Origin of the sequence: Methylophaga sp. (assembly GCF_965655755.1) — a bacterium.
In the GTDB taxonomy this organism is placed as follows: domain Bacteria; phylum Pseudomonadota; class Gammaproteobacteria; order Nitrosococcales; family Methylophagaceae; genus Methylophaga.
In genome coordinates, this window is sequence record NZ_CBFHHW010000022.1 from 4,300 (window position 1) to 19,397 (window position 15,098).

Genomic DNA, 15,098 nt, shown 5'->3' on the forward strand with positions numbered 1-15,098 from the left:
ATCGCGAAGTCCTGAGCATGAATGGCATCAATGGTGTAACTACCCAGGCCGGGGATACCAAAGAATGACTCAAGAATCAGACTGCCCATAAACAAGGTAGGCAATACGACAACGGCACCTGTCAGAATCGGGATCATCGCATTTTTAAGCACATGCGAAAATAAGACTTTCACTTCGGATAGCCCTTTTGCCCGGGCGGTGCGAACATAATCTTTTGAGACTTCCTCCAGGAACAATGTCCGATACCAGCGTGAGCCGCTGCCTATTCCCGAGACAATGCCTATTGCGACCGGCAGGATAAGAAATTTAGCGGCATCAAAGCCCTGCGAATAACCGGAAATAGGCACAAGCTGCATGATTTTTCCGACCAGAAACTGACCACCAATAATATAGAAAAGCCCGGATATCGACATCAATACAACACACAATATGACGCCACTTAAATCGACATAGGTAGCCCGGAAAAACACCATTAACAAAGCAAAGGTAATGTTGACCATAATGCCAATAATAAAGATGGGTATCGCAATGGCCAGACTAGGCCACATGCGTGTCTGAATATCCTGCCCGATATCACGGCCGTCGTCGGCCTGACCAAATTCAAACACAAACAGACTGAGTGACTTGTCAAAAAAGATGGTATCAGTGGCTTTGCCCAGGCCCGCTGCCTCGTCGTTCCAAATCAACGCCTTATTGTAACCACGCTCTTCTTTCCAGGTTTCAATGGCCTGTTCGGTAACGTGCTTGTTACCAAGATGCATGCGGGCCATATCATCGGGTGTGTTAACCATGAAAAATAAGACAAATGTCAGTGCGTTAACCCCCAGTAATATAGGAAAAGCATAAAGAATTCGTCTTATGATGTATGCGAGCATGGAAAGGGGCTACCTGTGATTCCGTTTCGGTTCAGCTTAATGACCCGTTTTGGGTGCTTCAAGTTTCAAATTTGCTATTGTATCAGTTGCTGCAATTGATGGCGCTGCTTGAATGTTTCGCATATCAGACCATAATAAATATGAACAAAGCGTTTATTTTTCAGTCACAACAGCATCCTTATGACCCATTGAGAGAATCACCATGAAAATATTATCCATCGCATTTATGTTGAGCCTATTCGTGAGTCTGGGCTTTCCTGTCAACGCTGAAGAAACCAAAATCATGATCCGGGCAAAAGCGGCTGATGCCAAGTATATTGGTACGAGTGTCGGGGGTGTTCGTGTTGTGGTGGAGGATGCTGAAACCGGCGAGATTTTGAATCAAGGCTGGATAAACGGCGACACGGGTGACACGGATGTTTTGATAAAGAACCCGATTAAGCGTGGTCAAACGCTGGCTACTGAGACAACTGCAGGATTTCTGGCTAAGGTTGATATTAATACACCGCAATTGCTTCGCTTCAAATTGATCGGCCCTTATGGTTATCGTCAATCTCTACAGGAAGCGTCTGTCACATCCTGGGTTATCCCCGGTAAAGACATTCTCGGAGATGGCATAACGTTAACCATGCCAGGCTTCATCGTTGATGCATGGACTCAGGTTTTAGAAGGCGGAAAAGTAGAGTTTTATACTAAAGCATCGCTGCTTTGCGGGTGCCCCATCACTAAAGACGGCTTGTGGAAACCGGACAATTACGAAGCCAAAGCCATCATCATGCAGGATGAAAAAAAGATTGATGAAGTCACGCTGGACTTTACCGGACCAGTGGGACTGTTTTCTGCAAAGACTGAAATCAAACAATCAGGTCACTATAAAGCTATTGTTTACTTAATCGATCAAACCACCGGCAATGTGGGTGTTGATCGCACTATGTTTCAGGTTAACCTCGACTGAGGCTGTAACATTCAGTGCTTCCAGGCGTCTATGGAGTATGAGAGATTGCAGGAGTCATTATGAATAGTAAGTCATGTCCGGTTAAGGGTGCCGGTCTTGGTTTCCGCCGAAGTTTTATGGATGAGTTCGCGGCATTGCCTGAAACCAATGTCGACTTTCTGGAAGTCGCGCCCGAAAACTGGATGGAAATGGGCGGCGCTTTTGGCAGAAAGTTCTCCGCTATAGCAGAGCGTTATCCTATGCTCTGCCATGGCTTGTCATTGTCATTGGGTAGCCCTGCTCCCTTGGATGAGCATTTTCTGCAACGTCTCAAAAAATTCTTTGATAAACATAATATTCGCACTTACAGCGAACATCTCAGTTATTGCAGTGATGATGGTCACTTATATGACTTAATGCCTATACCGTTCACTGAGGAAGCTGTGCGCTATGTGTCAGATCGGATTAAACGTATTCAGACTATTCTGGAGCGTCGATTGGTGATTGAAAACGTGTCTTACTACGCCGCACCCGGTCAACAAATGAGCGAAGTGGAATTCATCACCGCCATTCTGGAAGAAGCAGACTGCGATTTATTGCTTGATGTGAATAACGTCTTCGTAAACAGCGTAAACCATCAATACGACCCGATGGATTACATCAATGCGATGCCCAGCGATCGTATTGCCTATTTACATATCGCGGGCCATTATAACGAGGCTGACGATCTGATTGTGGATACCCATGGTGCAGATGTGATTGATCCTGTCTGGCAGCTACTCGAAAAAACCTATACCTCACATGGTGTTGTGCCCACGCTCTTGGAACGTGACTTTAACATTCCGTCTGTGGCGCATTTGTTAAGTGAAGTTGAGATGATTCATGACTATCAGCAGCAACATAAGGTCAAAGATGTCTCACACGGCTGAATCATTCAAGCAAACGCAATATGCATTTGCTGCCCATATCCGGGATCCGGAAAATCAAAAAGCGCCTGACAATATTGAATCACGCCGAATGGCAATTTATCGCGACCTCTTTTTCAATAATATCAATGGCACGCTGAAAAACGCTTTCCCGGTTATCAGAACCTTATTCACGGAAGAAAAATGGCTCGCAATGGTGCGTGATTTTATGATTAAGCATCAGTGCAGAACACCCTTATTCGTGGAAATTGCCCGTGAGTTCATTGCGTATCTTGAAGCAGAGCGATCTGCACAAGATGATCCGCCTTTTTTGACCGAGCTTGCACATTACGAGTGGGTCGAGCTTGCCCTTAAAATTGCTGAGCCCGATTTTTATGTCACCCCTTTAGTAGAGACGGAAGACAGGCTGGCTTTATCATTCACGCAATCACCATTAGCGTGGCTTTTAGTTTATCGCTTCCCGGTGCATCAAATCAGCCCTGATAACCAACCCGAACAAGCCATGGAACCACCGGTCTGTTTGCTGGTTCATCGGAATGCCAATGACGAGGTGAAGTTTATTGAACTTAATCCTGTCAGTGCCCGTTTATTGGAGCTGCTGGATCAGGGTAAATCAGGCTACGAAGCAGTCACGGAAATAGCAGAAGCCATGCAGCATCCCAATCCGGAAGTTGTGACTCAGGGCGCGCGACAGATGATTGATGACTGGGTGAATCGAGGGATTTTACTGAAACAACACGCATAAAAAAGCCGGGCAATGCCCGGCTTTTTCGTTTCTTTTTTGTCTTTCAATCAGGCGGTTGCAAGCTCAATCGCTTCAGCAGAAAGACGTGTAATTTCGTCCCAGTTTTCTGCATCAACCAGGTTAGCCGCACACATCCATGAACCACCCACACAACCTACGTTAGGCAGGCTGAAATAGTCTTTAACATTTTTCTGACTCACGCCGCCTGTTGGGCAAAAGGTGATCTGAGGAATCGGTGCACCGATTGACTTCAACATAGGAACGCCACCCGCGGCTTCTGCCGGGAAGAACTTCATCGCAGTGATGCCTTTTTCAAGCAATGCCATTGCCTGGCTTGGATCCGCAATGCCCGGAAGCAGAGGTACACCGGTGGCCAGTGCAGCATCAATCAATTTTTCAGTAGTACCCGGACTGACAATAAACTCGGCACCGGCATCGATCGCGGCATTCAGGGTTTCAATGTTAATAATTGTGCCTGCACCGACAATCGCATCAGGAACTTCCGCTTTAATGCGACGGATAGATTCCAGAGCCGCATCAGTACGTAAGGTAATTTCGAGTACTTTCAAACCACCTTTAACCAGCGCTTTTGCCAGAGGCACAGCATGATCTGCATTGTTGATAACCATCACCGGAACAATCGGTGAGACCTGCATGATTTCATGAATTGTTTTTGACATTGTTTATGTTATTCCAGATTTTAAAAAATTATTCGACGTTAAACATGTTGATAGCACCGGTTTCAGCGGTTGAAACACCCTGACGGAAACTATCAAACAACTCACGACCCATACCGTAGTGATGTTCCGTGTTAGCCATTACGCAAGCCATACGCGAATTCAGTTCTGCTTCATCGACCAGCACGTTCAGTTCGCCTGTCTGTGTATCCAGACGGACCATGTCGCCATCACGTACTTTTGTCATCAGATTACCGTCAGCGCATTCAGGCCACAGGTGAATCGCAGAAGGAACCTTGCCAGATGCGCCTGACATACGACCATCCGTCACCAGAGCAACTTTAAAGCCTTTATCCTGCAATACACCCAGCGGCGGCGTGAGTTTGTGCAGTTCCGGCATACCATTGGCTTTCGGGCCCTGGAAGCGCAGAACAACAATCACGTCTTTATTCATTTCACCGCGTTTGAAAGCCTCAACCACGTGGTCCTGATTATCAAAAACCATCGCGGGTGCTTCAACAACCTGATGCTCAGGATCCACAGCAGAAATCTTAGACATGCCGCGACCTAAGTTACCTTTGATCAAATGCAGACCACCACCGGTTGCGAATGGTTTAGCCACACTACCGATAACTTCTTTATCCAGTGACTCTTTGGCACCTTCTACCCAAGTCAATTTACCTTCTTTGAGGGTAGGTTCTTGTGTGTACTGAGCCATGCCTTTTTCATCACCAACAGTAATGACATCTGTATGCATCAGGCCATTTTCAGACAGCTCACGAATCAACACGCCCATACCACCCGCGGCCTGGAAGTGATTAATATCCGCTTCACCGTTCGGGTAGATACGTGTGAGGGATGGAATGATCTTGGACAGATTATCGAAATCATCCCAGTTAATGATAATACCGGCTGCGCGAGCAATCGCGACCAAGTGCATTGTATGGTTAGTTGAACCGCCAGTAGCAAGCAAACCAACCAAGGCGTTAATAATTGCCTTTTCGTTGATCATATGACCAATCGGACGGAAGTCATTGCCTAAAGCGGTGAAGCTCAGGACTTGTTCAGTCGCTTTTTGCGTCAACGCATCACGCAGTGGTGTGTTCGGGTTGATGAATGAACTACCCGGAAGGTGCAGCCCCATCATTTCAACCATCATCTGGTTACTGTTAGCAGTACCATAGAAAGTACAAGTACCCGGACTATGGTAAGACTCAGACTCTGCTTTGAGCAGTTCATCACGGCCGACCTTGCCTTCAGCATACAACTGACGGATACGAACTTTTTCTTTATTTGGCAGACCACTTGGCATCGGTCCCGCAGGGACGAAGATTGCCGGCAAGTGACCAAAGCTGAGCGCACCAATCAATAAGCCCGGTACGATTTTGTCACACACACCAAGGTAAAGTGCTGCGTCAAACATGTTATGGCTTAGGCCTACAGCGGTTGCCATGGCAATAACGTCACGGCTAAATAATGACAGTTCCATACCCGGTTGACCTTGGGTAATACCATCACACATTGCAGGAACACCGCCAGCAAACTGCGCAACGCCACCCGCTTCCTGGGCTGCTTCTTTTATGATGGAGGGAAAGTCTTTAAACGGCTCGTGCGCCGACAACATATCGTTGTAAGAAGAAATAATCGCAATATTGGCTTTTTTATCACCCGCCAAATCTGATTTATCTGTCATCGAGCAGGCAGCAAACCCGTGAGCCAGATTACCGCATCCCAATACAGCACGATGAGGGCCTTGAGCCATTGCCTCATCAATACGAGCCAGATAGACAGCGCGTGATTTTTTGCTTCTTTCGATTACGTCATTGGTGACGGATTCTAATACTGGATGAACCATATTTTCTTTCTCTCTTTAATGCTTTGCGTGATTAATTGCAAAGGGTATTGCCGGGCTGGAAATGCCCAGAAGATTTCATATTAAGATCCTGAATTATACCTTGAATGCACCCTTTTAGCACAGCATGAAGTTACTTTTCATTGCGTGACATAACTACTGAGCCCATACAGACAGGGTTTCTTGATTGAAACCCGCTCGCTAATACTCCGCAATAATTCACATACTAGGGTGCTTAAAAAACGATATCAATGTAGACCGGTTGATATTTGGTTCAATTGGCCACTTACGCTTTAGACCATCGATTAAGGTATGATCGGGCGCTTAGTAATTTTAATAACCTCATCTGAATCATCATGACTGAAAATAAAACGATGCGAACGATACGCAGCTTCGTACGCCGAGAAGGCAGACTCACTCCTGGGCAAGAAAGAGCGCTGGATAAACTCTGGCCTGAATTTGGTATTGATGAGAGTACAGAAACGCTCGATCTCGAAACATTGTTTGGCCGCAGTTCACCGGTAGTGCTGGAAATTGGCTTTGGCAATGGGGCCTCTTTGGCTGAAATGGCGAAACAGCAACCTGACCATAACTATATCGGGATTGAAGTTCATCGGCCCGGGGTTGGACAACTGCTGAAAGCCATTGAAACAGAAGCTCTCACCAATGTACGCGTTGCCTGTACCGATGCCGTAGAGCTCATTAAAAATCGTATTCCTGATAAGTCACTTGACCGTGTGCAAATTTATTTCCCGGACCCATGGCACAAGAAACGACATCATAAACGGCGCATTATTCAGCCAAAATTCGTCAATATTCTGGCTAACAAACTCAAGCATGGCGGTCTCTTACACTTGGCGACTGACTGGCAGGATTATGCTGAACAAATGCTGGTCGATCTTTCTGACAACGACCGCTTCAAAAATACAAGTCAGACTGGTGACTTTATAGAACGCCCTGACTATCGACCACTCACAAAGTTCGAACAACGCGGTCATCGATTAGGTCACGGCGTATGGGATTTATTATTTAAGCGTTTGTAACAAAATCAGATAATACTTGCGTCACGAGATCGCTTGCGATAGCTTAGGCAGTGAATTAACTTTGAACTGCAAGTGGTTGACATGAAATTGAATATTCAAAAGCTATCAGCAATTTTATTGCTTTCCTCCGCCAGTTCAGCAGCCTGGTCTGCTGGCTACGCTATCCAGGAACAGAGTGTTACCGGTCTTGGTAGAGCCTTTGCCGGCAGTGCCGCTGTTGCTGAAGACGCCAGCACTATCTTCTTCAATCCCGCCGGAATGACATATCTCAAGAAGACTGAAATGGATGTGGGACTTAATTACATCAAGCCAAAATCTGAGTTTCGTAACGATGGTTCAGCCGTCCCCGACTTGGGTGGAGCCGGTGGTTTTTCTGGACAAGCGCTGACAGGTGGTGATGGCGGTGATGCCGGCCATGAAGCTTTCGTACCAAACTTTTATCTGAGCCATCCGGTTAACGATAAAGTCACCATCGGACTGGGGGTAACAGCGCCTTTCGGCCTAGTTACCGAATATCGCGATGATTGGGTCGGTCGTTATTTTGCGGTCAAATCAGAAATGCTGACAGCTAACTTTAATCCAACCATCGCGATTCAGGCCACCGATAAGCTTTCATTAGGCTTTGGTGTCAGTGCCCAGTATATTGATGTGAAACTTACACAGATGGCTGATTTGGGGGCACTCGGAGGTGCTCCGCAGGCTGCTGATGGAAAGGTCAAACTGGGAGCAGATGACTGGGGCTATGGCTATAACCTCGGACTTCTCTACCAAGCAACTGAGGATACTCGTGTTGGCTTAGCATTCCGTTCAAAAATATCACACACACTGAAAGGGGACGGTACGCTAAAAGATGCATCAGGAAATACTCAAGTCGAGGATAATGTCCAGGCTGACGTCGACCTGCCGGAATCACTTTCATTAGCTATTCATCACCGAATCAATACCAAATGGTCTGTTTCTGCTGATGCAACTTTCACCCGTTGGAGTCGATTCAAAGAGCTCAACATCCAATCTGATGGCGGTCAGTTATCCTCGATTAAACCGGAAGATTGGGAAAACACGATGCGTTACGGCTTGGGTGTGGATTACAAACACAGCAATAAATGGACATTCAGGGCGGGTATTGCATACGACGAAACACCGGTGCCTAGTGCTGAAAGAAGGACGGCAAGAATACCGGATAATGATCGTAAATGGGTTTCTCTCGGTGCGACTTATCATTATTCTGAAAATATTATTTTAGATGCCGGTTATACCCATTTATTTATTGATGATCCGAAAATCAATGAAACAGATGATGATGGTTATAACCTTAACGGCGAATACGATGCCAGTGTTGACCTGCTGGGGGTTCAGTTACGCTGGTTAATGTAAGCAACGGGGCTCGCATTATGACCACAACCAAAACGGATAACATTTCCGCAGAACAAGCCGGTACCTTATATGGTCTATTCCTGGAGCGATTGAGTCGTTCACCTGAGCACGTTGCTTACCGTAGTTATTCCAACGAGACAAACAGTTGGTATGACACCACCTGGCGTGAAGTCGCCGTCGAAGTCGCTCGTTGGCAGACAGCCCTGAGTAAAGAGAACCTCGAACCTGGTGACCGAGTTGCGCTGAATTTACGCAATGCAAAGGAATGGGTATTTTTTGATCAGGCTGCGATGGGGTTGGGTTTGATTGTTGTTCCCCTCTATCCGGACGACCGCCCTGATAACGTTGCCTATATTTTGCAGGATGCGGACGTCAAATTACTTTTCTTGCAGAACACAGCACAATGGAAACGTTTACAACCCTCTATCACAGAAGAGCACAATCTCAGTCGTGTAATCATTGCCAACTATGCCGACGATGAAACTTTAAGCGCCCCCGCTTTATTTGCTCAGAACTGGTTACCGGAAAAAACGAATCCATTACTGGATTGGGATGCCGATCCACATCAGCTGGCATCAATTATTTATACCTCAGGCACAACTGGCAAGCCCAAAGGGGTCATGCTCAGTCATCATAATATGTTATCTGTAGCGGCTGGCTCATTACAGTACTTTGAAGTTTTACCGGATGATCTGTTTCTCTCTTTTCTACCGCTATCGCACACCTTAGAACGAACAGCTGGGTATTATCTGCCTATTATGGCGGGTGCGGCCGTTGCTTATTCGCGTGGCATTCCACAATTAGCTGACGATATGCTGATGGTAAAACCGACCATTTTGATTGCCGTGCCACGTATTTTTGAACGAATCTATAGCCGTTTGCAGGCACAACTCAATCAGAAATCGTCCCTGGCCCGCTTTCTGTTTCATACAACGAGTTCTATTGGCTGGTCCCGATTTAAGTATCAACAAGGTAAACAGGGATGGCGAGCTAGTTTTTTGGGTCTGCCAATGCTGAATAAACTGGTCGCTAAAAAAGTGCATGAACGCATGGGTGGGAATGTTCGCATAGCAGTGAGTGGCGGTGCCCCACTTCCGATTCAGGCTGCTAAGCTCTTTATTGGTTTAGGCTTAAACCTGTTACAGGGTTATGGACTGACAGAAACCAGTCCCGTTATCAGTGTTAATGAGCCTGATAATAATGATCCTAATAGTGTCGGGCGTGCGATACCCGGTGTTGCGGTCAAGATCGGTGACAATGATGAGTTATTGGTTCGTGGTCCTGGTAACATGCTGGGTTATTGGAACAACCACAAAGCCACATCACAAACAATCAATGCCGAAGGTTGGCTGCACACGGGTGATCAGGCGCGCATTTCAGACAGTGGCCACATCTATATTACAGGTCGTATTAAGGACATTCTTGTTCTCAGTAACGGTGAAAAAGTACCCCCCAGTGACCTGGAATCAGCTATTCAATCGGATGAACACTTTGAGCAGGTAATGATTGTGGGTGAAGGTGAATCTTATTTATCGGCTCTGCTTGTTTTAAACTCAGATAAATGGTTTAGCCTCGCAAAAGAATTAAACCTGAATGCGATGGATAACGACAGTCTGAATAGCAAAAATTTACAGCAATATGTCATTCAGCGATTACGCAAGCTGCTTCATGATTTTCCAGCTTATGCCAAGATTCGTCGTGTCAGCCTGACATTAGAGCCGTGGACAATTGAAAACGGTATGATGACGCCAACAATGAAAATCAAACGCGGTGAGGTCGCAGCCCACCACCAAGCTGATATCGATAAGATGTATAGCTGAATTAACTTGCTTCTGAGATCGGTTGCGCTAGTTCTGGCATAAGTTTCATGGCCGCTTCAACCGTATGAAAAGAACCAAAAATCAGAATTCTATCGTCAGTCGCCGCAGCCGCCATCGCTGCGTGGTATGCCTCAGCAACATGGGTGTAGCACCCCACTTTCTTATCACCAACTATAGGCGCCAGAGTCTCTGATAACGCTTCAGCACTGAGGCCTCTGATGCCATCAAGTCCAGCCAGATACCAAAAATCAATCACATTCACCAATGCTTCGGCAACCGCTTGGCTGTCTTTATCTTTCAGCATCGCCAGAATCGCATAGGTTTTACCTTGTCCCGACGTTTGGGCTAACAGCTCACGTAAGTTATCGGCACCCTGCTGATTGTGTGTCACATCCAGAATGCGTGTGATCGCACCGGGAACAACCTGAAAACGGCCACACAATTTGACCTGTTTGAGCCCAGTTTCAACAGCATTTTGATCGATATGCAAACCTTGTTGAGATAATAAATCACAAACCTGTAATACCGCAGCCGCATTCTGTAGTTGATATGTCCCCATTAATGCTGGTAACGGGAGCGATTCATAGCTGGTATCTGCATTACGCCATGACCAGTGTGAGGAATCGGTTTCATAGTTGAAATCTTTCCCTGAAACAAAGCAGGGACTATTCAGTCGACTGGCATAATCCAGTACCGTGTGGGGCGGGCTGACTTCTGAGCAAACAACCGGTGTCGCCGCACGGATAATACCGGCTTTTTCGCGACCGATCGCTTCCCGGTTATCCCCCAACCATGTCGTATGATCCAGCCCAATCGGCGTAATTAATGCGACATCGGTATCAAACAGATTAACAGCATCCAGCCTACCGCCCATGCCGACTTCTAAAATCGCTATATCAACATCCTGACGACAAAAAAGATCGGCTGCGGCAAGCGTTGCAAACTCAAAGTAAGTTAGTGAAACATCTTCTCTCGCCTGGTCAATACGCTCGAATGCCGCGCAGATAGCATCGTCATCACAGGGCTGACCGTTAATAGCCATCCGTTCGTTATAACGAAGTAAATGAGGAGATGTATAGGTTGCTGTGCGATAACCGGCAGCCAGTAAGATCGAGGCTGTGATAGCAACGGAAGATCCTTTGCCATTAGTACCTGCTACGGTAACGGTCTTGAAAGGCAACTTGGTCTGGCCTCCCATACGCTGCCAGACCTCACCGACCCGGTCTAAACCGGGATCGATTTCAGTGAAGTGTAAATTTTCCTGCCACTGTAACCATTGCGACAACGATGAGAAACGCATTGGCGCCCTTAATCACATTGCTGGACGTTTTTGCAACATAGTCAGAATGTTGCTGAGGCGTTCACGCATATCACGTCTGTCGACAATCATGTCAACGGCGCCGTGTTCCAGCAAGAATTCAGCACGCTGAAAACCTTCCGGTAACTTTTCACGGACAGTCTGTTCAATGACTCGCGGTCCGGCAAAGCCAATAAGTGCTTTTGGTTCTGCAACATTAATATCACCCAGCATTGCCAGACTGGCTGATACGCCGCCCATTGTTGGATCAGTCATCACAGAAACAAATGGGATACCGGCATCACTGAGTTGCGTCAAAATGGCACTTGTTTTTGCCATTTGCATCAATGAGAAGAGGCCTTCCTGCATACGTGCACCACCGCTGGCAGAAAAACACACCAATGGAATGTTATGTTTCAAAGCGACTTGTGCCGCACGAACAAATTTTTCGCCTACCACCGAGCCCATTGACCCGCCCATGAAAGAGAAATCAAAGGCTACAGCAACTAATGGCAAGTCATTGACTTTACCCTGCATGGCAAGCAATGCATCATTTTCACCCGTATTACGTTGTGCTTGTGTAATACGATCACGATAACGTTTACTATCTTTAAACCGGAGCGTGTCAACGGGTTTAACGTCAACCGCAATTTCAACCTGCTCGCCTTCATCAAGGAAGGTTTCCAGACGTTTTCTGGCATTGATACGCTGATGATGCTCACATTTAGGGCACACCATCAAATTGCGTTCAAGCTCAGCACGGTAAAGAACGTTGTCACAGCTTGGGCATTTACACCAAACGCCCTCAGGAACAGAACGGCTTCGAACTGTGCGAATTTTTGACGGTATTAATCTTTCAAACCAACTCATCTTGTCACCTTAATTTTCGGATCAGGCACTGGCCAAATCACGGGCATTTATTGCATGGCGCATTTCCGCCAACAGTCCGGCAACAGCAGCAGGTAATTCATCCAGACGGTCAGCATGCTCTTCAATACAACGAACTAACGTGCTACCAACAACCACGGCGTCTGCGATTTCAGACACTGATGCGGCTGACTTGCCATCACGAATACCAAATCCTACACCCAACGGTAGATTGGAATACTCGCGTAACTGGCTTAATTTATTAGACACCTCTTCAACATCTAAAGCTGCTGCACCCGTGACGCCTTTGATTGACACATAATAAATAAAGCCACGTGCAAAACTAGCAATGGTTGCCATTCGTTCTGCTGAAGTGGTCGGTGCCACCAGATAAATCGTGTCTATGCCATTCTCATCCATCACAGAACGGAATTCGGCTGACTCTTCAGGTGGCACATCCACCGTCAAAACACCATCAACGCCTGCTGCTTTGGCAAGTTCAGCAAACCTAGGGTAGCCCATCGCCTCTATCGGATTGGCATAGCCCATCAGTACAATAGGTGTCTGCGTATTTTTTTCGCGGAATTTTTTTACCATTTCCAGCACGTTGGTGATGCTTACATCATTTTTCAAAGCACGTTCACATGCTTTTTGAATAACCGGGCCATCACACATTGGATCGGAGAATGGAATGCCTAATTCAATGATATCTGCCCCAGCATCCACTAACGCATGCAATAACGGTACTGTGACCCATGGTTCGGGGTCACCGGCTGTGACATAGGGTATCAGAGCAGTCTGACCATCGACTTTTAAGCTTTCAAAACACTGGCTAATTCGACTCATTATTAATTCCTTAAAAATCCAGACCAGCCATCGCTGCGACAGTATGCATATCTTTATCTCCACGTCCTGACAGATTCACAACGATCGTTTGCTCAGGGGACATAGTCGGCGCAAGTTTGTTGACATACGCCAATGCATGGCTTGTCTCCAGAGCAGGAATAATGCCTTCGGTACGAGTCAGTTCGTGGAATGCCGATAAGGCCTCATCATCTTTCACCGATACATAATTAGCACGGCCGATATCTTTCAACCATGCATGCTCCGGGCCTACACCCGGATAATCCAGTCCGGCTGATATGGAGTGCGTTTCAACGATTTCGCCGTTGTCGTCCTGCATAAGATAGGTTCGGTTACCATGTAAAACACCCGGTCTGCCCGCTGCAAGAGGTGCAGAATGCTGACCGGTTTCGATACCGTGCCCTGCCCCTTCAACACCATACATGGCCACTGACTCATCTTCGATGAAAGGGTAAAACAAACCGATAGCATTGGAACCACCGCCAATACAGGCCACTAGCGCGTCAGGCAGCTTCCCGTTTATAGCTTCCATCTGCTGCTTGGTCTCACGTCCGATAATCGATTGAAAATCACGTACCATCGCAGGATAAGGATGGGGGCCCGCAACGGTACCAATAATATAAAAGGTATCGTCAACATTGGTAACCCAGTCACGCAATGCTTCATTCAACGCGTCTTTCAGCGTACGTGAGCCTGATTCTACAGGAACGACCTGAGCACCCAGCAGTTTCATCCGATACACATTTTGTGCCTGACGTTCCACATCTTCAGCACCCATGTAAACGACACACTCCATACCCAGACGTGCTGCAACAGTTGCAGTAGCAACACCATGCTGACCAGCTCCGGTTTCAGCAATGATGCGTGTTTTACCCATGCGTTTGGCCAGCAAAGCCTGACCAATTGTGTTGTTAACCTTATGGGCACCGGTGTGATTTAAGTCTTCCCGTTTAAGGTAGATCTGAGCGCCGCCCAATTTAGCGGTCCAATTTTCAGCCAGATAGAGAGGTGATGGTCTACCGACAAAGGTACTGAGATCTTTATCCATCTCTGCCAGAAAGTCAGGGTCGTTACGATATTGTTCGTAGGCCTGTTCTAATTCAAAAATGGCCCCCATGAGTGTCTCACCGACAAAACGGCCGCCGTAAGGGCCGAAATGACCACGTTCGTCAGGGAACGTTTTGTAGTAATCATGTACTGATTGTTCAAGCATTTTCTACCTCATTCATAAAAGCGCTGATCTTGTCATGACTTTTTATTCCCTTTTCTCTCTCAACGCCACCACTGACATCAACAGCAAAAGGTCGCACTTGTTTAATCGCATCTGCCACATTACCGGTATTCAGACCGCCGGCAAGAATAATTGGTTTACCAATCTGACTGATTAAATTCCAGTCAAATGTTGTTCCAGTGCCACCAGGTAAGCCCGGCTGATACGTATCCAGTAGTAATGCACTGGCAGACTCATATTCGGTCGCCAGCTTTGCCAGATCGGTATCTGGTTTCATTCTGATGGCCTTGATGTAAGGCGTATCAAACTGGCTACAAAATTCCGGGCTCTCATCGCCATGAAACTGAATTATATCAATTGATACAGCGTCAAGGCAGCGTGAAACCTCAGTGGGATCAGGGTCCACAAAAAGCGCCACTGTCGAAACAAAAGGCGCCAGCCTGCTAGTGATATTCTGCGCCTGCGCTATCGAAATAGCACGCGGACTGGGTGGGTAAAAAACCAGGCCTATCGCATCCACACCTGAATCAGCTGCAAAATCAGCATCTTGGCGGCGCGTTATGCCACATATTTTGACTCGTGTTCTCATGTTT

Annotated in this window: 14 protein-coding genes; 6 read left to right on the plus strand and 8 right to left on the minus strand. The window is 46.9% G+C overall.

Annotated elements, in window-relative coordinates:
* The coding region (locus tag ACTF5U_RS08365; RefSeq protein ID WP_438971175.1) for an ABC transporter permease at positions 1 to 875 on the minus strand (875 nt) is incomplete at its 3' end.
* Between the two features lie 202 nt (positions 876 to 1,077).
* Here ACTF5U_RS08365 and ACTF5U_RS08370 point away from each other — a divergent pair.
* The 3 genes from ACTF5U_RS08370 to ACTF5U_RS08380 are packed head-to-tail and all read left to right on the plus strand — an operon-like array spanning position 1,078 to position 3,480.
* Positions 1,078 to 1,830 (plus strand): hypothetical protein, encoded by a 753-nt coding sequence (locus ACTF5U_RS08370; protein WP_438971176.1) that lies wholly within the window; start codon positions 1,078 to 1,080, stop codon positions 1,828 to 1,830.
* 59 nt (positions 1,831 to 1,889) lie between these two features.
* Positions 1,890 to 2,738 (plus strand): HvfB family MNIO-type RiPP peptide maturase, encoded by an 849-nt coding sequence (locus ACTF5U_RS08375; protein WP_438971177.1) that lies wholly within the window; start codon positions 1,890 to 1,892, stop codon positions 2,736 to 2,738.
* The gene (locus ACTF5U_RS08380) at positions 2,722 to 3,480 is read left to right on the plus strand and encodes an HvfC family RiPP maturation protein (protein WP_438971178.1); all 759 of its coding nucleotides are present in this window, start codon (positions 2,722 to 2,724) and stop codon (positions 3,478 to 3,480) included. The genes ACTF5U_RS08375 and ACTF5U_RS08380 overlap by 17 nt, the downstream gene beginning before the upstream one ends.
* Positions 3,481 to 3,527: 47 nt before the next feature.
* On the opposite strand, the gene ACTF5U_RS08385 is transcribed toward ACTF5U_RS08380, so the two are convergent.
* Together ACTF5U_RS08385 and edd are read right to left on the minus strand one after the other, a co-directional pair.
* On the minus strand, positions 3,528 to 4,160 hold the full coding sequence (locus ACTF5U_RS08385) for a bifunctional 4-hydroxy-2-oxoglutarate aldolase/2-dehydro-3-deoxy-phosphogluconate aldolase (protein WP_438971179.1): 633 nt from the start codon (positions 4,158 to 4,160) through the stop codon (positions 3,528 to 3,530).
* Between the two features lie 28 nt (positions 4,161 to 4,188).
* Positions 4,189 to 6,012, minus strand: a complete 1,824-nt coding sequence (gene edd / locus ACTF5U_RS08390) for a phosphogluconate dehydratase (protein ID WP_438971180.1) — start codon at positions 6,010 to 6,012, stop codon at positions 4,189 to 4,191.
* 353 nt (positions 6,013 to 6,365) lie between these two features.
* Between edd and trmB the strand changes: the two genes are divergently transcribed.
* The 3 genes from trmB (at position 6,366) to ACTF5U_RS08405 (ending at position 10,246) form a co-directional block, all read left to right on the plus strand.
* Positions 6,366 to 7,052, plus strand: a complete 687-nt coding sequence (trmB, locus tag ACTF5U_RS08395; protein ID WP_438971181.1) for a tRNA (guanosine(46)-N7)-methyltransferase TrmB — start codon at positions 6,366 to 6,368, stop codon at positions 7,050 to 7,052.
* Positions 7,053 to 7,133: 81 nt separating this feature from the next.
* Entirely contained in the window at positions 7,134 to 8,426 is a 1,293-nt protein-coding gene (locus ACTF5U_RS08400; RefSeq protein WP_438971182.1) for an OmpP1/FadL family transporter, read from the plus strand.
* Positions 8,427 to 8,443: 17 nt separating this feature from the next.
* The gene (locus tag ACTF5U_RS08405) at positions 8,444 to 10,246 is read left to right on the plus strand and encodes an AMP-dependent synthetase/ligase (RefSeq protein ID WP_438971183.1); all 1,803 of its coding nucleotides are present in this window, start codon (positions 8,444 to 8,446) and stop codon (positions 10,244 to 10,246) included.
* Between the two features lies 1 nt (position 10,247).
* Here the strand turns inward: ACTF5U_RS08405 and folC are convergent, their stop codons facing one another.
* The 5 genes from folC to ACTF5U_RS08430 are packed head-to-tail and all read right to left on the minus strand — an operon-like array spanning position 10,248 to position 15,094.
* Positions 10,248 to 11,546, minus strand: a complete 1,299-nt coding sequence (gene folC / locus ACTF5U_RS08410) for a bifunctional tetrahydrofolate synthase/dihydrofolate synthase (protein ID WP_438971184.1) — start codon at positions 11,544 to 11,546, stop codon at positions 10,248 to 10,250.
* 12 nt (positions 11,547 to 11,558) lie between these two features.
* Positions 11,559 to 12,413 (minus strand): acetyl-CoA carboxylase, carboxyltransferase subunit beta, encoded by an 855-nt coding sequence (accD, locus tag ACTF5U_RS08415; protein WP_438971185.1) that lies wholly within the window; start codon positions 12,411 to 12,413, stop codon positions 11,559 to 11,561.
* Between the two features lie 21 nt (positions 12,414 to 12,434).
* Positions 12,435 to 13,256 carry a tryptophan synthase subunit alpha gene (trpA, locus tag ACTF5U_RS08420; RefSeq protein WP_438971186.1) on the minus strand — a complete coding sequence of 274 codons (822 nt, stop codon included), beginning with the start codon at positions 13,254 to 13,256 and terminating at the stop codon, positions 12,435 to 12,437.
* 10 nt (positions 13,257 to 13,266) lie between these two features.
* Positions 13,267 to 14,487 carry a tryptophan synthase subunit beta gene (trpB, locus tag ACTF5U_RS08425; protein ID WP_438971187.1) on the minus strand — a complete coding sequence of 407 codons (1,221 nt, stop codon included), beginning with the start codon at positions 14,485 to 14,487 and terminating at the stop codon, positions 13,267 to 13,269.
* Positions 14,480 to 15,094 (minus strand): phosphoribosylanthranilate isomerase, encoded by a 615-nt coding sequence (locus tag ACTF5U_RS08430; protein WP_438971188.1) that lies wholly within the window; start codon positions 15,092 to 15,094, stop codon positions 14,480 to 14,482. Before ACTF5U_RS08430 ends, trpB begins: the two co-directional genes overlap by 8 nt.
* Between the last annotated feature and the right edge of the window lie 4 nt (positions 15,095 to 15,098).

Excerpts from the sequence above, each read along its gene's own strand:
- ACTF5U_RS08400 (WP_438971182.1), top strand. The coding sequence starts at position 7,134 with ATGAAATTGAATATTCAAAAGCTATCAGCAATTTTATTGCTTTCCTCC.
- trmB (WP_438971181.1), top strand. The coding sequence starts at position 6,366 with ATGACTGAAAATAAAACGATGCGAACGATACGCAGCTTCGTACGCCGA.
- edd (WP_438971180.1), bottom strand. The coding sequence starts at position 6,012 with ATGGTTCATCCAGTATTAGAATCCGTCACCAATGACGTAATCGAAAGA.
- accD (WP_438971185.1), bottom strand. The coding sequence starts at position 12,413 with ATGAGTTGGTTTGAAAGATTAATACCGTCAAAAATTCGCACAGTTCGA.
- trpB (WP_438971187.1), bottom strand. The coding sequence starts at position 14,487 with ATGCTTGAACAATCAGTACATGATTACTACAAAACGTTCCCTGACGAA.
- ACTF5U_RS08375 (WP_438971177.1), top strand. The coding sequence starts at position 1,890 with ATGAATAGTAAGTCATGTCCGGTTAAGGGTGCCGGTCTTGGTTTCCGC.
- ACTF5U_RS08405 (WP_438971183.1), top strand. The coding sequence starts at position 8,444 with ATGACCACAACCAAAACGGATAACATTTCCGCAGAACAAGCCGGTACC.
- ACTF5U_RS08380 (WP_438971178.1), top strand. The coding sequence starts at position 2,722 with ATGTCTCACACGGCTGAATCATTCAAGCAAACGCAATATGCATTTGCT.
- ACTF5U_RS08385 (WP_438971179.1), bottom strand. The coding sequence starts at position 4,160 with ATGTCAAAAACAATTCATGAAATCATGCAGGTCTCACCGATTGTTCCG.
- folC (WP_438971184.1), bottom strand. The coding sequence starts at position 11,546 with ATGCGTTTCTCATCGTTGTCGCAATGGTTACAGTGGCAGGAAAATTTA.
- ACTF5U_RS08370 (WP_438971176.1), top strand. The coding sequence starts at position 1,078 with ATGAAAATATTATCCATCGCATTTATGTTGAGCCTATTCGTGAGTCTG.
- ACTF5U_RS08430 (WP_438971188.1), bottom strand. The coding sequence starts at position 15,094 with ATGAGAACACGAGTCAAAATATGTGGCATAACGCGCCGCCAAGATGCT.
- trpA (WP_438971186.1), bottom strand. The coding sequence starts at position 13,256 with ATGAGTCGAATTAGCCAGTGTTTTGAAAGCTTAAAAGTCGATGGTCAG.